Source organism: Hoylesella oralis ATCC 33269 (assembly GCF_000185145.2).
GTDB lineage: Bacteria > Bacteroidota > Bacteroidia > Bacteroidales > Bacteroidaceae > Prevotella > Prevotella phocaeensis.
The window spans coordinates 1,699,825-1,720,494 of sequence record NZ_GL833119.1; the positions used below are offsets into that span (position 1 = coordinate 1,699,825).

The 20,670-nt window shown below is 39.8% G+C and carries 19 protein-coding genes; 16 read left to right on the forward strand and 3 right to left on the reverse strand.

Annotation, left to right across the window (positions count from 1 at the left end):
• Positions 1 to 6 precede the first annotated feature (6 nt).
• From HMPREF0663_RS09500 to HMPREF0663_RS09525, 6 genes are all read left to right on the forward strand, one after another.
• Positions 7 to 387, forward strand: a complete 381-nt coding sequence (locus tag HMPREF0663_RS09500) for a TraR/DksA family transcriptional regulator (RefSeq protein ID WP_004370273.1) — start codon at positions 7 to 9, stop codon at positions 385 to 387.
• 3 nt (positions 388 to 390) lie between these two features.
• Complete coding sequence (locus HMPREF0663_RS09505; RefSeq protein ID WP_004370274.1) at positions 391 to 1,092, forward strand: lipoprotein signal peptidase; 702 nt, start codon at positions 391 to 393, stop codon at positions 1,090 to 1,092.
• The gene (locus HMPREF0663_RS09510; protein WP_004370275.1) at positions 1,085 to 2,026 is read left to right on the forward strand and encodes a DUF4296 domain-containing protein; all 942 of its coding nucleotides are present in this window, start codon (positions 1,085 to 1,087) and stop codon (positions 2,024 to 2,026) included. The genes HMPREF0663_RS09505 and HMPREF0663_RS09510 overlap by 8 nt, the downstream gene beginning before the upstream one ends.
• Before the next feature lie 6 nt (positions 2,027 to 2,032).
• A complete protein-coding gene (gene nadC, locus HMPREF0663_RS09515; protein WP_004370276.1) occupies positions 2,033 to 2,881 on the forward strand; it encodes a carboxylating nicotinate-nucleotide diphosphorylase in 849 nt (282 codons plus the stop codon).
• A 99-nt stretch (positions 2,882 to 2,980) separates the two neighbouring features.
• Positions 2,981 to 4,555: a M23 family metallopeptidase gene (locus HMPREF0663_RS09520; RefSeq protein WP_004370277.1), complete on the forward strand. Its 1,575-nt coding sequence runs from the start codon at positions 2,981 to 2,983 to the stop codon at positions 4,553 to 4,555.
• A gap of 7 nt (positions 4,556 to 4,562) precedes the next feature.
• Entirely contained in the window at positions 4,563 to 6,209 is a 1,647-nt protein-coding gene (locus HMPREF0663_RS09525; protein ID WP_036875498.1) for a dipeptidase, read from the forward strand.
• A gap of 576 nt (positions 6,210 to 6,785) precedes the next feature.
• Here the strand turns inward: HMPREF0663_RS09525 and HMPREF0663_RS09530 are convergent.
• The 3 genes from HMPREF0663_RS09530 to rfbA all read right to left on the reverse strand — a co-directional run bounded on the left by HMPREF0663_RS09530 (position 6,786) and on the right by rfbA (position 10,686).
• Positions 6,786 to 7,214 carry a BT0820 family HAD-type phosphatase gene (locus HMPREF0663_RS09530; RefSeq protein WP_004370279.1) on the reverse strand — a complete coding sequence of 143 codons (429 nt, stop codon included), beginning with the start codon at positions 7,212 to 7,214 and terminating at the stop codon, positions 6,786 to 6,788.
• Between the two features lie 73 nt (positions 7,215 to 7,287).
• The gene (locus HMPREF0663_RS09535) at positions 7,288 to 9,795 is read right to left on the reverse strand and encodes a GumC family protein (protein WP_004370280.1); all 2,508 of its coding nucleotides are present in this window, start codon (positions 9,793 to 9,795) and stop codon (positions 7,288 to 7,290) included.
• A gap of 15 nt (positions 9,796 to 9,810) precedes the next feature.
• Positions 9,811 to 10,686: a glucose-1-phosphate thymidylyltransferase RfbA gene (rfbA, locus tag HMPREF0663_RS09540; RefSeq protein ID WP_004370281.1), complete on the reverse strand. Its 876-nt coding sequence runs from the start codon at positions 10,684 to 10,686 to the stop codon at positions 9,811 to 9,813.
• Positions 10,687 to 10,887: 201 nt separating this feature from the next.
• On the opposite strand from rfbA, the gene HMPREF0663_RS09545 reads away from it, so the two are divergent.
• From HMPREF0663_RS09545 to HMPREF0663_RS09595, 10 genes are all read left to right on the forward strand, one after another.
• Positions 10,888 to 11,517 carry a DUF8491 family protein gene (locus tag HMPREF0663_RS09545; RefSeq protein WP_004370282.1) on the forward strand — a complete coding sequence of 210 codons (630 nt, stop codon included), beginning with the start codon at positions 10,888 to 10,890 and terminating at the stop codon, positions 11,515 to 11,517.
• A gap of 645 nt (positions 11,518 to 12,162) precedes the next feature.
• A complete protein-coding gene (locus HMPREF0663_RS09555) occupies positions 12,163 to 12,456 on the forward strand; it encodes a coiled-coil domain-containing protein (RefSeq protein WP_016665154.1) in 294 nt (97 codons plus the stop codon).
• A gap of 9 nt (positions 12,457 to 12,465) precedes the next feature.
• The gene (locus tag HMPREF0663_RS09560) at positions 12,466 to 12,768 is read left to right on the forward strand and encodes a cell division protein ZapA (RefSeq protein ID WP_004370285.1); all 303 of its coding nucleotides are present in this window, start codon (positions 12,466 to 12,468) and stop codon (positions 12,766 to 12,768) included.
• A 112-nt stretch (positions 12,769 to 12,880) separates the two neighbouring features.
• Positions 12,881 to 14,416 carry a ribonuclease Y gene (gene rny / locus HMPREF0663_RS09565; protein WP_004370286.1) on the forward strand — a complete coding sequence of 512 codons (1,536 nt, stop codon included), beginning with the start codon at positions 12,881 to 12,883 and terminating at the stop codon, positions 14,414 to 14,416.
• A gap of 346 nt (positions 14,417 to 14,762) precedes the next feature.
• A complete protein-coding gene (locus tag HMPREF0663_RS09570; protein WP_004370287.1) occupies positions 14,763 to 15,758 on the forward strand; it encodes an AAA family ATPase in 996 nt (331 codons plus the stop codon).
• Between the two features lie 38 nt (positions 15,759 to 15,796).
• Positions 15,797 to 16,669 carry a DUF58 domain-containing protein gene (locus tag HMPREF0663_RS09575; protein WP_004370288.1) on the forward strand — a complete coding sequence of 291 codons (873 nt, stop codon included), beginning with the start codon at positions 15,797 to 15,799 and terminating at the stop codon, positions 16,667 to 16,669.
• 96 nt (positions 16,670 to 16,765) lie between these two features.
• Positions 16,766 to 17,818: a BatD family protein gene (locus HMPREF0663_RS09580; protein WP_004370289.1), complete on the forward strand. Its 1,053-nt coding sequence runs from the start codon at positions 16,766 to 16,768 to the stop codon at positions 17,816 to 17,818.
• Positions 17,819 to 17,869: 51 nt separating this feature from the next.
• Positions 17,870 to 18,868 (forward strand): vWA domain-containing protein, encoded by a 999-nt coding sequence (locus HMPREF0663_RS09585; protein WP_004370290.1) that lies wholly within the window; start codon positions 17,870 to 17,872, stop codon positions 18,866 to 18,868.
• A gap of 43 nt (positions 18,869 to 18,911) precedes the next feature.
• A complete protein-coding gene (locus HMPREF0663_RS09590; RefSeq protein WP_004370291.1) occupies positions 18,912 to 19,934 on the forward strand; it encodes a vWA domain-containing protein in 1,023 nt (340 codons plus the stop codon).
• Between the two features lie 5 nt (positions 19,935 to 19,939).
• Positions 19,940 to 20,635, forward strand: coding sequence for a tetratricopeptide repeat protein (locus HMPREF0663_RS09595; protein WP_016665152.1), 696 nt, complete (start codon positions 19,940 to 19,942; stop codon positions 20,633 to 20,635).
• Positions 20,636 to 20,670: the final 35 nt, after the last annotated feature.

The following is a 20,670-nucleotide window of genomic DNA, read 5'->3' on the forward strand; positions in this document are numbered from 1 at the left end:
CAAAATATGGCAGAGAAAACACGGTATAGCGATGAGGAGTTAGAAGAATTCCGCGCTATTATAAATGAAAAAATTAAGTTGGCTCGTCGAGATTATGATGCTATGATGAGACAGATTATGAATGCGGACGGCAATGATGTTGATGATACGTCACCGACATATAAAGCCCTTGAAGAAGGAAGTTCTACCCAAACTAAGGAAGAATTAGTGCAGATGGCCGGTAGACAACAGAAATTCATTCAAGGGTTGGAGGCTGCACTTGTAAGAATTGAGAATAAAACGTATGGGATCGATCGCATTACAGGAGAATTGATACCTAAAGAGCGTTTGAGAATTGTTCCTCATGCAACGTTGAGCGTGGCATCAAAGAATGCTCGTAAACATTGAGCAATGGAGATGCAAAGAGGCACGAAGTGTCATGATGGGTGGCTTGCTATTATTATAGTTGTAGGTATCCTTGTTATCGATCAGATTGTAAAAATCATGGTCAAGACCAATATGTCGTTAAGGGAATCTATTTTTATTACGGATTGGTTCCAAATAAACTTCATCGAAAATAATGGCATGGCATACGGAATGACTTTTTTAAATAAAGTCGTGCTAAGTGTATTCCGTATTATAGCAAGCGGCTTTATAGGGTACTATATTTATAAACTCGTTCATTTAAAACATAGGACTTGTTATGTCGTAATGCTCTCTATGGTATTGGCCGGAGCTATAGGTAATCTTTTCGACTCTATGTTTTATGGGTTGATATTTACAGAGTCTACGCCATATACAGTTTCACAGTTTGTGCCGTTTGGGACAGGGTATGCTCCCTTTCTAATGGGGAAGGTTGTCGATATGTTCTACTTTCCATTAATTATAACGACATGGCCCGATTGGGTTCCTGTTTGGGGAGGCGACGAATTTATATTCTTTTCACCTGTATTCAATTTTGCAGATGCGTCTATCAGTGTAGGCGTAGTACTGCTTCTTTTGTTTTGTCGTAAGGACTTGGAAAGTTTTACCGTCGTTCTTTTTCATGGAACGAAATGGGAAAAGAATGCAAAAGGTATCAATGCTGAAAAGGAAAAGAAAGAGAATGCATAATAGGGAAAGACGGTATCAGACGTATTTCTTTCTTTTCGTACTGGTATTATTACAATTTTCCTGTAAACCGTCTGTGCCAAGTAAGTATATTCAGCCAGACGACATGGAAGATATTCTATATGACTATCATCTTGCCGATGGTATGAGTAATCAGAATGGAGATTACCGTTCGCTGATAATGTATAAGACAGCAATACTTAAGAAATATAATGTAAGTAATGCTGATTTTGACTCTTCAATGGTATATTATGCTCGGCATACGGAAGAATTGCATAAAATCTATGAACATCTGGCAGAACGTATCGGTGCCGAAGCTGTTTCGTTAGGAGCGACAGCTAATGATATAAATAAATATGGCATGATAAGCTCTAAAGGTGATACTGCAGATGTTTGGAGTGAAGCTAAAACAGCGATATTATCTCAATACGACTCGTTCAATTTGAAGTCTTATTCCATAAAAGCCGATACGGCATATCATAAAGGAGATAGGTTGGTATTGAATTTTGATACACAATTTATATTTCAAGAGGGAATGAGAGATGGTGTTGCTGCGTTGGCTATTGTCTTTTCGAATGACAGCGTTGCCAATCAGATTGTTCATATGTCTTCGTCCAATCATTATTCTGTACAAGTTGGTGATGACAATCATTTAGGGATAAAGGAAATAAAAGGCTTCTTTTTGTTAAATGACGGTGCGAATAGCCAGTTACGATCATCTACAACGTTGCGTATAATGATTCTCTATAATATTCGTTTGATAAGGATTCATGAGTCTGATGATAAGGCTATAAAAGTAAATACGGATAGCATACATAAATCGGATTCTGTGAATATGCAACGATCGTCTGCTGCGCATGAGTTAGAAACACCGCAAATGGTAATAGATGGCGGCAATGCTCTATCATTGAAAAAGCAGGTAAATGTTAGGAGATAATTTTTTATGGTATCAGTGGATGAATTAGAAGATAAGTTGATAGATTTGGCTTTTGCCGAAGATATTGGAGACGGTGATCATACAACATTGTGCTGTATTCCCGAAGAGGCTTTAGGCAAATCGCTTTTGTTGATCAAAGAAAATGGTATTTTGGCCGGTGTAGAAGTCGCCAAGAACATCTTCTATCGTTTTGATCCAACTCTGCAAGTGCAAGTTTTTATTAATGATGGAAGCAAGGTGAAGGCTGGAGATATTGCAATGGAAGTGAGCGGAAAGATACGTTCTTTATTGCAAACAGAGCGCCTCATGCTAAATGTAATGCAGCGTATGAGCGGTATTGCAACGATGACAAACCGTTATGTGGAAAAACTGAAAGGTACGAAAACACATATTTTGGATACTCGAAAGACTACTCCGGGAATGCGAATGCTCGAAAAGCAAGCCGTGCGTATCGGCGGAGGAATGAACCATCGTATCGGACTTTTCGATATGATATTATTGAAAGATAATCATATAGACTTTGCCGGAGGGATTGTCAATGCCATTGATCGCTGCCACAGATACTTGAAAGAAAGGAATTTAAATCTTAAAATAGAGATCGAAGTGCGCAGTTTTGAAGAATTGAATCAGGTGCTCGAACGTGGAGGTATACACCGTATAATGCTTGATAATTTCTCTGTTGCGGATACTAAAAAGGCGGTTGACAAGATTTCCGGACGCTATGAAACAGAATCTTCGGGAGGTATCACGTATGATACAATCAGAGATTATGCGGAACAGGGCGTAGATTTTATTTCGGTAGGGGCCTTGACGCATTCGGTAAAGGGGCTGGATATGTCGTTTAAAGCATGCTGATATTCTTGTTACTCATTTAGTTTAATTGCATTGAACCTACTTGCTTGTTTATTATTATCAGTCATTGCGTATCAATCTCCGGTACATTATGAAATCTCTTTGGCTGGGAATTTCGGAGAACCACGGCCTAATCATTTTCATGGAGGTATAGATATAAAGACCGGAGGAATAGAGGGGAAACCGATCTTTTCTATCGGGGATGGCTACGTATCTTGTGTCACGGTCGGTGTAGGGGGATATGGTAACGCCGTTTATATTCGTCATCCGGAAGGATATACAAGCGTTTATGCTCATTTAAAGAAGTTCGCTCCGCAGATCGAGGCAAACGTAAAGCAATGGCAGTATGCGCATCAATCTGCCAATGCGACATTGGTTTTTCCTCCCGCGGCGATACCTGTATCAAGAGGACAGTTAATTGCTGTCAGCGGTAATAGCGGTGCTTCTCAAGCACCACATTTGCATCTTGAAGTCCATCATACGCATTCTTGGGATATGATGGATCCTTTGGATTTTATCGGAGAGAAAGTTAAAGATGCTTTACCTCCTATGGCACATGGTTTTATGGTCTATCCTGTTGCCGGAGAAGGAAGTTTCTGTGGCGGTGCCGGCAAGCAGTCTTTCCCTTTTACGTCGTATTATTTAGAGAGAAAGTTTACAGCTTGGGGAAAGGTGGGATTTGGTATTTGGGCTAACGATTATATGGAGTCGACCTATAATCGGTACGGAGTCAGGAAAACGGAACTTTATGTTGATGGCACATTGGCGTTCAAGAGTGATGTGAAATGTATTCCTGCTGATTTAAATTTGATGGTAAACAGTTGGGGCGACTATGAGCATTTTCTTAGATACAACGTGTGGTACATGCGTTCTTATGTGAAGTCCGGAGTTTCGTTGCCGATATTTACGACCAATAAAGAAAGAGGAATTGTCGATTTTAATCAAGAGCGGGATTATCTGTTGACTTATGTTCTGACGGATTTTAAAGGTAATGAGAGGAAATACAGTTTTACAGTTTCCGCCAAACGTGCACCTTTGACTAAACAAGCAATACAGCAGCATCCGCTTAGAACATTGAGATGGAATACTACGAATTTTTACCAACTGCCGGGTATGCAATTGTCGTTCGGTATTGGTTTTTTGGCAGAAGATAAAGAATTGTCGCCTACCATCAGGCGTGGAATATATTCAGATCAGTATTCGCTTACGCACACCTCACTTCCCTTGTTCCATTATGCCGGCCTTGCTATCAGATTGAAGAAAACCGTGTCCGATCCCTCGAAGCTCTATATCGTTTCCCATTCTTCGCGAGATCGGTTTATGGGCGGTTTCTATAAGAATGGATGGGTACATGGTAAAGCACGTGAATTAGGGGCTACTTACGAGATTGCTTACGATGATATTCCGCCGACGATAACCCCCGTCAATCAAGGGGCATGGAACCAAAAGCATATTGTTACGCTTGGTGTTAATGACAGTCAGAGTGGGATAGAAAGCTATAAAGGCTATATGGATGGGCGGTTTATTTTGTTTAAAGAGGTGCCTAAGAGTCCGTGGGTAAGGTGTAATCTGCAGGAAACGCCAATTAGTCGGACGGGTAAACTGCACCGGTTCAAATTCATATTGCAGGATAATCGCGGAAATGTACGTATATTTACAAGTCAAATAAAATATTAATGAGATGATGAAAAAGCTATTTTTACTTTTGATGGTTGTTTTGGGAACCATGAAGATGTTGGCCTGTACTAATTTTATTGTCGGCAAAAAGGCATCTGCCGATGGTTCTGTCATCTGCACATACAATGCCGACGACTATGGCATGTTCATCGGGCTTTGTCACTATCCTGCGGCAAAGCATCCGGCAGGTACGATGCGCGAAATTTACGATTGGGACACTAACGTGTATCATGGTGCAATACCTGAGGCTGCCGAGACCTATAATGTTATCGGCAACATCAACGAGTATCAGCTGACGATAGGGGAGACTACCTATGGTGGGCGCGAAGAAATGGTGGATTCTACGGGTATGATAGATTATGGATCGTTGATTTATCTCGGACTGCAACGTGCCAAAACTGCACGCGAGGCGATACGTGTGATGACATCTTTAGCCGAGCGTTACGGTTATAATAGCGAGGGTGAAACTTTCACAATCTGCGATCCTAATGAGGCTTGGATTATGGAAATGATGGGGAAAGGTGCTGGTTCGAACAGTGTGGTATGGGTGGCTGTGCGCATTCCCGACGATGCTATTTGTGCTCATGCCAACCAAAGTCGTATCGGAAAGTTCAACATGAAGGATAAAAACAACGTAATGTACAGCAAAGATGTTGTAAACTATGCCCGCAAGATGGGCTGGTACGCAGGAAAAGATGCCGATTTCTCATGGAAAGAAACCTATGCCAAGCCCGATTTTTCGGGCCGCCGTTTCTGCGATGCAAGGGTGTGGAGTTTCTTTAATCATTTCAAGGATATGAGCAAATATCTGCCGTGGGCGTTGGGAAAAGACGAGCATGCCGAAGATATGCCCCTATGGATAATGCCCGACCGCAAGGTGAGCGTGCAGGATATAGAGGCATGCATGCGTGATCATTATGAGGGCACGCCGCTTGCGCTCGACAGTACGGATATCGGCGGAGGACTCTGGCAGATGCCGTATCGCCCTACGCCACTGATGTTCGAGGTGGATGGAAAGAAGTATTTCAATGAGCGCCCTGTGAGCACGCAGCAGACCGCTTTCTCGTACGTTGCACAGATGCGCAGCTGGCTGCCGCGCGAGATCGGCGGCGTGTTATGGTTTGGCAACGACGACGGTAACATGATTGCCTACACGCCAATCTACTGTGGCAACACCGTGCAGCCCGAATGTTACAATACCGCGGGTGCCGACGGCGTAACCTTCTCCGATAAAAATGCTTTTTGGGTATGCAATTGGGTGAGCAATATGGTGTATCCCCGATACGCTCAGCTCTTCCCGTCGCTTAGGGAGGTGCGAGACAGTCTGGAAGCTGCCTATTTTAAACAGCAACCAAGTATAGAGGCTGAAGCCTTGAAATTGTACAGTTCAAATAAATCTATGGCTTTGCAGTTCCTTAACGACTACAGTAATGCACAGGCGCAGCAGATGCTCGACCGATGGAAGAAGTTAGCCACCTATTTGATCGTGAAATATAATGATATGGCCGTTCGTCCCGACGATCACGGCACATTCCGGCGCACGCGAACGGGATTGGGAGCACGTGTTATCCGTCCGGGCTATCCTCGTTCGTTTGCCCGAAAGCTTGTAGAAAGTACGGGCGATAAATTCGAAGTGCCCGCGGTTCACAAATAATTTCTGTACGTTCTTAAGAGCAAACGGTGTTGCAACAATTATTTGCGATACTCTTAATGCTCTGCGTTTTCGAATTCATGTTTGGGATAAGATTAAAATATGATAGGATTGCCGTCGAGCGAGTTTCTTGGGCTGAAAATTGTTTTTTGATGCCGTCAAGCGACTTTCTTGGGCTGAAAATTGTTTTTTGATGCCGTCGAGCGACTTTCTTGGACCAAAAATCGTTTTTTGATGCCGTCGAGTGACTTTCTTGGGCCAAAAATTGTTTTTTGATGCCGTCGAGCGAGTTTCTCGGGCTAAAAATTGTTTTTTGATGCCGTCGAGCGAGTTTCTTGGGCCAAAAATTGTTTTTTGGTGCCGTCAAGCGACTTTCTTGGGCTAAAAATTGTTTTTTGATGCCGTTGAGCGAGTTTCTTGGGCTAAAAATTGTTTTTTGATGCCGTTGAGCGACTTTCTTGGATTTAAAATAGGTTATAATTATCGGATGGTTATATTACAATACAGGCGAGTTTTCGATCATAGTCGAAAGCTCGCCTGTTTTCTTCTGAATAATATTTTATAGAATTAGCGTAGATATTATTTTCTTTGCCACCAATGCTTTTTTCGCGGAGCTTCGGCCACGGTTCCCATTGCTTCTTTAATAATCCGGCGATAACTTTTGCCGGATGAAATAATCTGATATATCTGGCCCCAGTCTGGCAGGCCTCCGACGTTTCTGTCGTCGATAAAACAATCGGCCTTGAGTTTGCGGCTGTAATGGTTGTTGTTGTCTGTACCGTTTTCTTCCGGATAATCTCGATTGACAGCCCAAAATTCTATCCCGCGCTCTTTGCACCAGTTTACCGCATCCTCGAGTAATTTGCCTTCGCGTACGCTCCATAATATTAAACGATGATGATCTTTGATCAACATTTTCAGCGTTTCGGTAGCGAAAGGAATTTCTTCTCCGATTTCAGGATACTTATGTTCTACGATCGTTCCGTCGAAATCTACTGCGATAATCATTATTCTATTCGTGAATGAATTAAATTAAAGAGCAGGAGAATTACCTGCTCTACGGTTGCTTCAGCCGAGTTTATCAGAGTTTGACAGAAGTGTCGTTCTTATCTCCATAGTGGCTATTGCTGTAATTGCCATAGTTGCCATAGCTTCCATATTTATTGTTGCCATAGCTGTAATGGCCGTAGCGGGCATATTTGCCGTACTTACCGTAACCATAATAGTAGCCGTACTTTTTCTTAGACATGTCTACGCCATTCAGTACGATACACATATTGGGCAGCTTTTGTTCGAATGCCAAATCATTGATGAGCCTGAAACTCTCTTTTGGCGTATAATCGGCTCTGCACAGATATACGGATGCATTTGCTATGCGCCCAATCTGCAGAGTATCGGTAACAAGGCCGACCGGCGCTGTATCGATAAGCACGTAGTCGTAATGTTGTTTTAAGTTATTTATGATATCTTCCAAGGAAATTCTAGAGATTAATTCGGTGGGGTTGGGCGGAATTGGACCAGCCATAAGTAAGTCTAAATTGTTGTTAATGCCCGACGGCAGTATCTGCGCTTGGATATCAGTCCAATTGGGATTATCTTTTACCAGTAAATTGGTGATACCATGATGATGATCGTCAATTTCAAAAAGTTCGGCTAATCGTGGTTTACGAATATCGAGACCTACTAAAACAACTTTCTTTTCGAGTAAAGCGAAACTTACAGCGAGGTTGGCTGCAATAAAAGTTTTGCCTTCGCCCGATGTTGTGGAAGTGAAAAGTATAACTTTTTCGCCTTCTTTCATCATGAATTGCAAGTTTGTACGTATACTGCGGAAAATTTCTTCCATCTGATTATTCTGGTCTTTGTGTACAACAATGTCGGCCTTAGTTTTCGCAGTATCGCTTGCAACAGCCACATCGGCCAAAATCGGAAGTTTGGTGAGCCGGACAACGTCATCATGTCCTTCGATTTTGTAACGGAAGAACTGAATAAGAAATACTACCAATGATGGAATAGCGAGGCCAATGAGTAGGGCAATGAGCAAAATCATCGATTTTTTGGGACTCACCTGACCGGCCATTTGCGGAGTATCTATCAGCCTTCCTTTATCGGCTGTGGCAGCTAATGAAATCGAATTTTCTTCGCGTTTCTGTAATAACATCAGATATAATCCTGCTTTCACTTCCTGTTGGCGTCCTATTTGTTGCATTGTTTTCTGTTGCCCGGGAGTCTCCTGTATCTGACTTTGATATTTTCCATATAGCGATGCAACACTGTTACGCTGTATTTCCAAGTTGCGGCGTGCTATGCTGACGGCACGCTGGATACTTCCCGTGAGCTCGTCAAGTTGCGATGTATATGGTATGACCGTAGGACTTGTTTCGGAAGCACTGCGTAAAAGTTTGTTACGCTGCATAACGATATCGTTGTATTTGTTGATAAGCGAGGTTGCACTTTGATCGTTTAATCCTACATTCGATGGCAGTGGCTGATATTTATTTACCGGATTGTTTATTTCTTCGCTGATGCTATTGAGCAAATATATTTGCGTGTTAGCCTCTACGAGTTTTTGATTATATGTATCTGCATTTGTAACCGCTTGACCTGCATTTAGCTTTAAATCGACTAAATTGTTCCGTTTTTGATAGTTTTCCAATTGTCCTTCCGTAGTGCCAAGTTCGGTATTGATCTTTTGAAGACGCGTATTTATAAACATCTCTGTACGGCGTGCAATCTCATTTTTGTCTTCGTTGGCCTGCCGGTTATAGCATACTACGAGTTGCTTCAGATAGTCTATAGCACGTTGCGGTATTTCATCATTAAGCATCAGCTGGACTATCGTTGTGGTCTTTGGGGCCTGCTTAGTAGAAAACATTGCTACATACTTATGGGCAATGGTAGGGGGAGGAGTTATGGCTACTATTAAATGTTGTCCATCGGATAAATTATTGTAGGAATTTTTACTTAAGGTAAGGATTCCTGCACGTGTGCTAATGGTGGATGGGAACGTTGAAATAGTTTTGTTGATACTATAATTTTCTCGTGTGTTTCCCTCCAAATTTTCAACAGAATAATTTCCCGTTACATAGTATTGATTACCTGTACGCTGTATTGTTAAGTTGATAGGATATTTAAGTAGATTTAGATGAGCGGGATCTATATCGACATTAATCGCCTGTCTTCCATAAATTAGCTGGTCTTTTATTCTGCCTTCTCCCATATAGGTGACATAAAGTTTAAGATCGCGTACAGCTTGTTCCGCAAGTGTCAGCGAACTTAGTATTTCCATTTCGTTATCGATACCGGCCGAATTGGAAATCATTCCCATATAAGCACTATTAAGAAGGGCATTACTTCCACCTCTACTTTTTGAGTTGTTTTCATCTTTGATAAGCAGTTTTGCGAATGCTTGATAAACCGGAGTAGTATATCGCAGATATAAGACGGCACTTCCCAAACAGATGATTAGTGAAACTACAAACCATTTCCAGTTTAAAATAAGTGCAGTGTAGATGGTTTGGAAATCGAATGTCGATTTTTCCTCTCGTTCCAAAAACTCTGCAGAAAGTAAGTTCTTGTTTTCTTCCATTATAATGAATGTATATTATTTAGTTTCAATTAACTCCAATAGATATTTTCCATAGCTGTTCTTCTTCATAGGAAGTGCTAACTCTCTTAATTGTTCTTTACCGATCCACCCTTTTTTAAAAGCAATCTCTTCAAGGCATGCAACTTTTAACCCCTGACGCTTTTCTATGACTTCAATAAAAGTACTTGCTTCAGAAAGACTATCGTGAGTACCGGTATCTAACCATGCGAAGCCTCTTGGAAGTGTTTGTACTTTTAGTTGATTATGCTTTAGATATTCTTGATTTACAGTTGTTATTTCCAATTCTCCACGTTTGCTCGGTTTGATATGTTTGGCAATCTCTACCACGCTATTGGGATAAAAATACAATCCTACGACAGCATAATTGCTCTTAGGGAGTGCCGGTTTTTCTTCTATACTGAGGCAATTCCCTTCATGATCGAATTCAGCAACTCCATAACGTTCTGGATCATTAACATAATATCCGAAGACAGAGGCTTTATTATGTTCTGCATTATAAACGCTATTTTCCAACATATTGGTGAAACCTGCTCCGTAAAATATATTATCTCCAAGGACCAAACAAACGTTGTCAGAACCGATAAATCGTTCTCCGATGATAAAAGCTTGCGCGAGACCATCCGGTGAAGGCTGTTCGGCATATTGGAATTTTATGCCAATCTCATGCCCATCGCCTAATAGTCGCTTAAATCCCGGCAAATCGAAAGGAGTTGAAATGATAAGTATTTCTCTAATTCCGGCCAGCATGAGAACCGAGATGGGATAGTAAATCATGGGCTTATCAAAAATCGGTATCAATTGTTTACTGACACCTTTGGTAATAGGATAAAGGCGTGTACCCGATCCTCCTGCTAAAACTATTCCTTTCATACTTGCGCTCTTATTTAAAAAGGCTTATCGTATTTTACACAAATAAGCGTACAAAGATACTAATAAAAAGTATAAGTAGGTTATATATTAATGAAAAATGTTACTTTTCGTTTTGATTTTCCTGATAATTCAATTAACTTTGCACAATAGAAATAAGTTGAATTCTATTGTGAAACGATAATTATAAGTTAAATAAATAACATGAGTATTTTAACAAATCTTTTTAGAAAAGATAAAAATCCTAAGGCTACAGTAGGAATGGAAAACTACATGATGCTTGTACGAGTGTACTTCCAAGCCTCATTAGCTTCAAATATCGGTATTAATAATTTGGCAATGCTTCCGGACCTTAGAATGTTTAAAACAACACTTCATGTTCCAACGGTGAATAATAAATTAGGAATAGGGGAGAAAATTCATTGTAAGAAAATGTTAAAGGAGTTATATAAGACTGATGATAATTTCTTTAAAGAAATCGATCAGAGTATCCGTAAGAACTGTCATAAATTACAAGATGTGCAACCTTATTTGATACAATTTCAAGGATTTACTCAAGATATCGTTATGCTGATGGGAAATCTGATGAAATTCAAACTACGTATTCCTTCTTTTTTAAAGAGTGCTATTTATACGATGACGGAGAAAACGGTCAATGATATTTTCAATAAGAACGACTTCTCTGATACCGGTGTCATGAAAACAGTTATTGCTATCAGACAGTATGATAAGCGTTTAGGATTTTCACAGAAATGGATTACAGACTTTGTTTATCAAGTGGTAATGCTTGCTAAGAAAGAACCGAAATCTAAAGTTAAAAATGAAAGCAAGTAATTACCTAAAGCTAAAGATGTAGATGGGGCAGATTTGTGATATAATAAAGAAATAAGAAGACATGTTGTTTTCTGCCCTTTGTCAGTGTTGTTGTAAAATGTTGATAACCATTTAAGAGCTGATAATTTTGATATGATGTTATGACACTAATATGCAGAAAAGGTTCATGTGTCTATCAATTAAAAACAAAGCTTATCTTTTGTGACCTTTTACACCTACCTTGTATGAAAGATACAAGGTAGGTGTAAGATGGAGATATATTATGTTTATTTGACTTCTTTCTATCTTACTTTCAGCTTAGATACAGATATAATTCTTTTATATTCAATAACTTTTAGCTGTCATGAAAGTATGACAGAAAAAACAAACAATATAAAGAATATATGTGCAGAAAAGATATTCTGTCGTAATTCTAAAAGGATTTATGATATTAACGATTGTTAGTAAGGTTGTAGCATACAACCCTGATTAAGGAAGAACAATCGTTGTAAGATAATATATCATGAAAGTGTTAAATAATGTTATTTGGGTTGTTTGTTTTTTTTCTGAAGTTTGGCATGAACTCTTCTTGATTTCAAAAAATACAGGAAATAATTTGCATTTATCAATTTATTAATTTAAATTTGCACAAAATTGTAAATCATTGTGAATTCTAATGAGAAGACTTTAACTACATTTTCCACTCGTGTAAGGCAAATGATTCTCCATTATTCTAAGATGAAGAAAGAAAATAATGATTTGTACGAGATGGTTGATGAACGTGATTCAAGAATAAAACAGCTTGAAGCACGGTTAACTCAAGCAGAAAATGATTACAATAGCCTGAAGATGGCAAAGATGATCGAAATTTCTGATGCTGATATGAATGGAGCAAAGAAACGATTAGCTAAGCTTATCAGAGATGTAAATAAATGTATCACGCTACTGAGTGAGAAATAACAGGATGTGATGACAGAAGGCAGTTCAAGCAAGTTACATATAAGATTACACGTATACGATACGGAAATCTCCGTAAATGTAGTTCGCGAAGATGAGAAGTTTTATCGTGATGCCGCGAAACTTATAACGGATACGGTAAATACTTACGCGCAATTCTTTAAAGGGAAAAAAAGTGATAAGGAATTGCTGTATATGGCGTTGATCGATATTGCATTACGCTATGAGAAAGAACTGGAACGTAATGATACGGTACCTTATAGTAATACACTTGAGAAACTGACTTCTGAGATTGAAGATATATTAAGAGAGTAACAGAGATTTATTCTTTCAAAATTAATATTCAAAATATACTTCTTGTTATTTTAAGTTAATGTGCGGATTACGTGTGTTGATAAAAAAGTACTTAAACTTAAAATATAATTGAATGGTTGGAATAATAATAACTGGGTTAATTGCAGTGGTAATCGGCGGTTGCGCTGGCTATTTCATATTTAGGTATATCCTGAAAGGAAAATATAATGAAATTATTTCTACAGCCCAAAAAGAGGCTGAAGTGATAAAAGAAAAGAAACTCCTAGAGGTAAAAGAAAAGTTTCTGAATAAAAAGTCAGAGCTTGAGAAAGAAGTCCAAGTGCGAAATCAGAAGATACAGCAGAGCGAAAACAAGCTAAAACAAAGGGAATTGAGTCTAAATCAGCGGCAGGAAGAACTTGGACGTCGTAAATTAGAAGTGGAGCAAAGTCAGCAACGTGTAGATAATGAGAAAAAGTTGTTGTCTGTAAAGCAGAGTGAGTTAGAAAGGATGCAGTCGCAAGAACGCGAAAAACTAGAAGAATTATCTGGGTTAAGTGCCGAAGAAGCAAAGAATCGTTTAATAGAGAGTTTGAAAGATGAGGCAAAGACAGATGCAGCAAGTTATGTCAATGAAATTATTGATGAGGCTAAGCTCAATGCTAACCAACAGGCTAAGAAGATAGTTATACAAACCATACAGCGTGTAGCTACAGAGACAGCTATAGAAAATTCCGTAAGTGTTTTTCATATTGATAATGACGAAGTCAAAGGACGTATTATCGGTAGAGAGGGGCGTAATATCCGAGCTTTAGAAGCTGCAACGGGCGTAGAGATTGTTGTTGATGATACTCCGGAGGCTATTGTCATCTCTGCATTCGATCCTATTCGTCGTGAAGTTTGCCGTCTTGCACTCCATCAATTGGTGGCTGATGGGCGTATACATCCTGCTCGTATAGAAGAAGTGGTGTCCAAAGTAAAAAAACAACTTGATACGGAAATAATAGAAACCGGAAAACGTACAACGATCGACCTCGGTATTCACGGGTTGCATCCGGAGCTCATTCGCATTGTGGGCAAGATGAAATATCGTTCTTCGTACGGGCAAAATCTTTTGCAACATGCGCGTGAAACTGCAAATCTATGTGCAATTATGGCGGCTGAATTGGGCCTGAATCCTAAGAAAGCCAAGCGTGCAGGACTTCTGCATGATATCGGAAAGGTTCCGGATGAGGAAAGTGAATTGCCACATGCCCTTTATGGAGCCAAAATTGCAGAGAAATATAAAGAAAAACCAGATATCTGTAATGCAATCGGGGCTCATCATGACGAGATAGAGATGAATACGTTGCTTGCTCCGATCGTACAAGTTTGCGATGCTATTTCAGGTGCACGTCCGGGTGCACGTAGGGAAATAGTAGAGGCATACATTAAACGTTTGAACGATCTTGAGGCTATTGCGATGAGTTATCCCGGGGTTACAAAGACTTATGCTATACAGGCAGGGCGCGAACTTCGTGTTATTGTCGGGGCAGACAAAATGACCGATGAAGAGACGGAGAAGCTTTCGTCGGAGATAGCAGATAAGATACAGAATGAAATGACCTATCCGGGACAGGTTAAAATCACGGTTATTCGTGAGACTCGTTCTATTGCTTATGCCAAATAAACGATAAAAGACAGCATTTATAGAAGCGTGCTGAAAAGGTGATCCGTAAAAGATCACCTTTTTTATTGTTCGTTTTTTTGTGGGCGGTCTATGTAAAAGGCTTTGATTAGCTGTATGTGTATTGATAATGGAATATATGTTTGTGAACTATAAACAGATGGGTTATCTTAGATATTTATAATCTCTGAAATCGATGGTTTTCAGAGATATGTATATAAGTCAAAAGTTCTTAAAATATAAGGTTTCAGATATATTTTTAATATAATTTAGTTTGCTTCATTCGCACTTATCTTTTTTATATTGTACTTTTGCGTTTAGTTTTTTAAAAAGATAAATATTAAAAAATATGGCAGAAGCGATTGATATCCGCGAATTGAATATTCGGATAGAACAGCAAAGCGGTTTCGTTACCAATTTAGTGGCAGGTATGGACCGTGTAATAGTGGGGCAGAAGCATTTGGTAGATTCATTGCTCATTTCATTGTTAAGTGATGGACACATATTACTTGAGGGAGTGCCCGGTTTGGCAAAGACATTGGCAATAAAAACTCTATCGCAACTAATAGATGCAGTTTACAGTCGTATACAGTTTACCCCCGATTTGCTTCCTGCGGATGTTGTGGGAACGATGATCTATTCGCAGAAAGGCGAAAAGTTTCAAGTAAAAAGAGGGCCGGTGTTTGCCAACTTCGTGTTGGCTGATGAAATCAATAGAGCTCCGGCAAAGGTGCAGAGTGCATTGCTCGAAGCTATGCAAGAGCATCAGGTAACGATTGGTGAAACCACATTCTCGCTTCCTAATCCATTTCTTGTAATGGCCACCCAGAATCCCATTGAGCAGGAGGGAACATATCAGTTGCCGGAAGCTCAGGTTGATCGTTTTATGTTGAAAGTAGTTATTGGGTATCCGACGATAGAGGAGGAGAAATTGATTATTCGTGAAAACCTGCAGGGAGAACTCCCGAAGGTTAAGCCTGTTACGACGGCCGCCGAGATATTGAATGCACGTAAGATTGTGAACGAAGTATATATTGATGAGAAAATAGAACAATATATCGCCGATATCGTATTCGCAAGTCGTTATCCGGAACGCTACGGATTGCCGGAATTAAAAGATATGATAACATTCGGTGGCTCTCCTCGTGCAAGTATTAATTTGGCCAAGGCAGCCCGTGCTTATGCTTTTATTAAGCACCGCGGTTATGTTGTTCCGGAGGATATTAGGGCTGTAGCGCATGATGTGATGCGGCATCGTATAGGATTAAGTTACGAAGCAGAGGCAAGCAATGTAACCAGTGAGGATATTGTAAGTAAGATTATCAATAAGGTGGAAGTACCATAAGAAGTTAATTACATTGCAAATTTATAAAAAGCGAGAGTTTGGAAACGCAAGAGATATTAAAGAAAGTACGTAAAATAGAGATTAAGACTCGAGGATTGAGTCAAAATATCTTCGCAGGACAATACCATTCGGCATTCAAAGGACGAGGTATGGCTTTCTCTGAAGTGAGGGAATACCAGTTCGGCGATGATGTTCGTGATATCGATTGGAACGTTACGGCTCGTTTCCATCGCCCGTTTGTTAAAGTGTTCGAAGAAGAACGCGAACTTACGGTAATGCTCCTTATTGATGTTTCCGGTTCATTGGATTTCGGAACAAGGCGGCAATTTAAGCGGGATATGGCAACAGAAATTGCGGCGACGATTGCTTTCAGCGCCATTCAAAATAATGATAAGATCGGCGTAATATTTTTTTCCGACAGAATAGAAAAGTATATTCCTCCTAAGAAGGGGCGTAAGCATATACTTTATATTATAAGGGAAATGCTCGATTTTCATCCGCAAAGCAAGAGAACCGATATCGGTGCAGCTATAGAGTATCTTACAAGAGTGATGAAACGACGCTGCACAGCATTTGTGTTAAGCGATTTTTATTCGCAGAACAGTTTCCTGAATCAATTGCAGATAGCTAATAGAAAGCACGATGTCGTGGCTATTCAGGTGTACGATCCGGCTGCTAAATCTCTACCTAATATCGGTTTGATGAAAGTAAAGGATGCTGAGACCGGATACGAGATGTTTATAGATACCGGTTCGAATAAACTTCGCAAGGCGCATGCCCGCTATTGGTTAGAGCGTGAGCATGAACTGAAGGAGACGTTTGCCAAAAGCAATGTAGATTGGATAAGTATTGCAACAAATGAAGATTATGTAAGAGCAATGATGCTTCTTTTTGCACAAAGAGGAAACTGACGGTGTGTGAGCAAATCGGTAATTTGAGTTTTTTTGAAGTGAGATATTAATATATAAATATTGGTGAGATCGAGATATTTTAAACATATAGTATTGATGCTTGTATGTGTAGTTCATGCATTAACGGTCATGTCGCAGGTATCTGTTGTACAGAAAGTCGACTCAGTTGGAATTATGATCGGGCAACAGGCTCATTTAACCGTGGACGTAACCGCTCACAAGGGTGCTCGTATTATCTTCCCAGCATTGAAACCTTTGCATTATCTCGTTCCCGGAGTAGAGTTACTTGATATTTCCACCGGTGATACGACATCGTTAGACAATGGCATGATAAAGGTTTCCAAGACGTATACCATTACTTCGTTTGATGAAAAACTTTATGCGATACCGGGAATTAAAGTAAAAATAGATGGCAAAAACGTAGAAGGAAATACCGTAGCATTGAAAGTTGTTACAATGGATGTGGATACATTGCATCCCAATCAGTTTTTTCCTCCGAAAGATGTACAAAATAATCCTTTCCTTTGGAAAGAATGGAGCCCGATGTTTTGGTTATCTTTGCTTGTAGCAATACTATGTGCAATAGGGGGATATCTTTTTATAAGGCTAAAACAGAATAAGCCGATTATCACGCATATTAGGATCGTAAAACATATTCCTGCGCATCAACGTGCTATGAACGAAATAGACAAAATCAAGTCTGATCGCATGAATATATCTGAAAATCAAAAGGAATATTATACGCTTCTGACCGATACATTAAGGCAGTATATACAAGAACGTTTCGGGTTCAATGCCATGGAGATGACAAGTTCCGAAATCATATTCAAACTGCAAGAGGCAGGTGACCGGAAGATGATCGATGAACTTCGGGAACTTTTTCAGACGGCAGACCTTGTAAAGTTCGCCAAATATTCTACGCAGATCAACGAAAACGATTTGAATTTGGTCAATGCGATAAACTTTATCGATCAGACTAAGATAGAAGGGCAGCCCACAGAAGAACGTATTGTTCCGGAACTTAGTGCCGATGATATTAGGTCGAGACACTACAGATTGACTACCAAGATATTGCTGTATGCAATTGCTGCTATGGTTGCCGGTCTGCTTATTTACGTGGTATATAATTGTTATGAGTTGTTGTTGTAACAGTCTTTTTGACTTTCTTCTTGCAGCTTCTAACGTTTAAATGAAAGAAAAGTGGAATTTGTAAACAAAGAATATTTCCTTCTACTGCTATTGCTGATACCATATATTTTATGGTATTTTATGTATCGTAAGAAGAGCGAGCCAACGATGCAGCTGAGTGATACGCATGCCTATCAGTTTGCACCGAAGAGTTGGCGCATTCGGTTGATTCACTTGCCAATGTTACTTCGGTGTATTACCTTTACGCTTATCATCATTGTACTCGCTCGTCCCCAAACACATAATGCGTGGGATAAAAAATCTGTAGAAGGTATAGATATTATGCTGGCAATGGATGTCTCTACTTCGATGCTGGCGGAAGACCTGCATCCTAATCGAATAGAGGCTGCAAAGGCTGTTGCCGCAGAGTTTATAGCAGGGCGTCCTAATGATAACATAGGGCTTACAATATTTGCAGGCGAGGCATTTACACAATGCCCAATGACGACAGACCATGCTTCTTTACTCAATCTTTTGCAAAACGTTCGTACCGATATTGCTGCCCGTGGATTGATACAAGATGGTACGGCCGTGGGAATGGGACTTGCCAATGCCGTTTCGCGGCTGAAAGATTCTAAGGCGAAGAGCAAGGTAGTTATCTTATTGACCGATGGAAGTAACAATATGGGTGATTTATCTCCGATGACTTCGGCACAGATAGCGAAAAGTCTTGGTATAAGAGTCTATACTATAGGTGTGGGTACGAATAAGGTGGCAAGATATCCGATGCCTGTTACCGGCGGCATACAATATGTCAATATCCCAGTAGAAATAGATACTAAAACATTGAGCGATATTGCTGCAACTACCGATGGAAACTTTTACAGAGCAACTAATAATCGTGAACTTAAGCAAATCTATAATGACATAGATAAACTGGAAAAGACGAAGATGGACGTTAAGAAATACTCAAAACGCTATGAAGGTTACCAACCTTTTGCCATAGCAGCAATCTTATGTCTGTTGCTCGAGATACTATTAAGGACGATAGTATTTAGGAGAATACCTTGATTACGTTCTTATTAAGTTGTTGATAATTAATGATTAAGTAAGTATGTTTAGATTTGAAGATTCCATATATCTTTGGCTTTTATTGATAATACCCGTATTGGTTGTTATCAGATTTTTCGTATGGGAGCGTCGGAAAAAGAAATTGAGAGCATTCGGAGATATTGAATTAATTAGGAGATTAACTCCTGACGTATCTAAATATAGACCTACAGTGAAGTTCTCATTGCTTCTTTCCGCCTTGGCTTTATTGATTGTTATGCTTGCCCGTCCGCAAATGGGGACAAAAGTATCACATGAAAAGCGTAACGGTATAGAAGCTATTATAGCTTTAGATATCTCGAATTCTATGATGGCCGAGGATGTTACTCCCTCGCGTCTTGCCAAAAGCAAATTGCTTGTAGAGAATTTAGTAGATAACTTTACTAATGATAAAATAGGTTTGATAGTATTTGCAGGGGATGCTTTCGTACAGTTGCCGATAACAAGCGATTATGTAAGTGCCAAGATGTTCTTGCAAAATATCGATCCCTCTTTGATTGCAACACAAGGAACCGACATTGCCGGAGCTATTAATTTGGCATCGAAGAGTTTTACTCAACAAGATAAAGTGGGTAAAGCTATCATAGTAATTACCGACGGTGAAGACCACGAAGGCGGTGCCATTGAGGCAGCTAAGGCGGCAAGGGCCAAGGGATATAACATATTTATATTAGGCATAGGCAGTACGAATGGGGCGCCTATACCTATGGCCAATGGCGGTTATTTGCAGGATGCATCCGGACAAACTGTAATGACTAAACTTAACGAACAGATGTGTAAAGAGATTGCACAGGCCGGCAACGGAACTTATATCCATGTAGATAATACGAGCGATGCACAGGAGAAGTTAAATGATGAGTTGACCAAGCTCCAAAAGGGGGAGAGTGATAGCGTGATCTACAGTGCGTATGATGAGCAATTTGTTGCTTTCGGTATCCTTGCATTGCTGCTCCTGATAGCCGAAGTATGTATTCTTGAAAGTAAAAATCCGCTGTTGAAAAATGTACGGTTGTTTAAAAAGAAATGATTGGAATGATGAATAATTTCCTACGTTACATATTTGTTATGCTTGTTTTGGTGCTATGTAATAATGCTTACTCGCAGACCGATCGACAGTCCATTCGCAGTGGAAACAGATTGTATCGGCAGCAAAATTACGCGAAAGCTGAAGTCGAGTACCGAAAAGCATTAGGGAGAAATCCCAATAATGTACAGGCTATGTATAATTTGGGTTGTGCCTTGATGCAGCAACAGAAAGATTCGGCTGCAGTCATTCAGTTTCAGAATGCCGGTAAAGCAGAGAGCGGAAAGGCAAGAAAGGCCATGATCTATCACAATATCGGAGTTGTATGCCAAAAACATCAGATGTACAGTGAAGCTATTGAGGCTTATAAAGAAAGTTTGAGGAATAATCCTGATGATAATGAAACTCGCTATAACCTTGCTCTTTGCAAAAAACTCTCCAAGAACCAGAAACAAAATCAGAACAAAGATAAAGATAAAAAAAATAATAAGAATAACGATAAACAAAAGCAAAATAAGGATAAAGACAAAGATAAACAAGATAAAAACAAGGACAAACAGCAACAACAACCTAAAGACCAAATGAGTAAAGACAATGCAGAACAGCTTTTGAATGCAGCTATGCAGGAAGAAAAAGCCACTCAACAACGGCTCAGGCAAGCTATGCAGCAGCAGCGTTCCAAACGTTTACAGAAGAATTGGTGATTATGAGGCATTGTTGTGTTGGTAGATATATGTTA

Coding starts and splice junctions, on each gene's coding strand:
- HMPREF0663_RS09500 (WP_004370273.1), top strand. CDS start 7: ATGGCAGAGAAAACACGGTATAGCGATGAGGAGTTAGAAGAATTCCGC.
- HMPREF0663_RS09505 (WP_004370274.1), top strand. CDS start 391: ATGGAGATGCAAAGAGGCACGAAGTGTCATGATGGGTGGCTTGCTATT.
- HMPREF0663_RS09510 (WP_004370275.1), top strand. CDS start 1,085: ATGCATAATAGGGAAAGACGGTATCAGACGTATTTCTTTCTTTTCGTA.
- nadC (WP_004370276.1), top strand. CDS start 2,033: ATGGTATCAGTGGATGAATTAGAAGATAAGTTGATAGATTTGGCTTTT.
- HMPREF0663_RS09525 (WP_036875498.1), top strand. CDS start 4,563: ATGAAAAAGCTATTTTTACTTTTGATGGTTGTTTTGGGAACCATGAAG.
- HMPREF0663_RS09530 (WP_004370279.1), bottom strand. CDS start 7,214: ATGATTATCGCAGTAGATTTCGACGGAACGATCGTAGAACATAAGTAT.
- HMPREF0663_RS09535 (WP_004370280.1), bottom strand. CDS start 9,795: ATGGAAGAAAACAAGAACTTACTTTCTGCAGAGTTTTTGGAACGAGAG.
- rfbA (WP_004370281.1), bottom strand. CDS start 10,686: ATGAAAGGAATAGTTTTAGCAGGAGGATCGGGTACACGCCTTTATCCT.
- HMPREF0663_RS09545 (WP_004370282.1), top strand. CDS start 10,888: ATGAGTATTTTAACAAATCTTTTTAGAAAAGATAAAAATCCTAAGGCT.
- HMPREF0663_RS09560 (WP_004370285.1), top strand. CDS start 12,466: ATGACAGAAGGCAGTTCAAGCAAGTTACATATAAGATTACACGTATAC.
- rny (WP_004370286.1), top strand. CDS start 12,881: ATGGTTGGAATAATAATAACTGGGTTAATTGCAGTGGTAATCGGCGGT.
- HMPREF0663_RS09570 (WP_004370287.1), top strand. CDS start 14,763: ATGGCAGAAGCGATTGATATCCGCGAATTGAATATTCGGATAGAACAG.
- HMPREF0663_RS09580 (WP_004370289.1), top strand. CDS start 16,766: ATGCTTGTATGTGTAGTTCATGCATTAACGGTCATGTCGCAGGTATCT.
- HMPREF0663_RS09590 (WP_004370291.1), top strand. CDS start 18,912: ATGTTTAGATTTGAAGATTCCATATATCTTTGGCTTTTATTGATAATA.
- HMPREF0663_RS09595 (WP_016665152.1), top strand. CDS start 19,940: ATGATGAATAATTTCCTACGTTACATATTTGTTATGCTTGTTTTGGTG.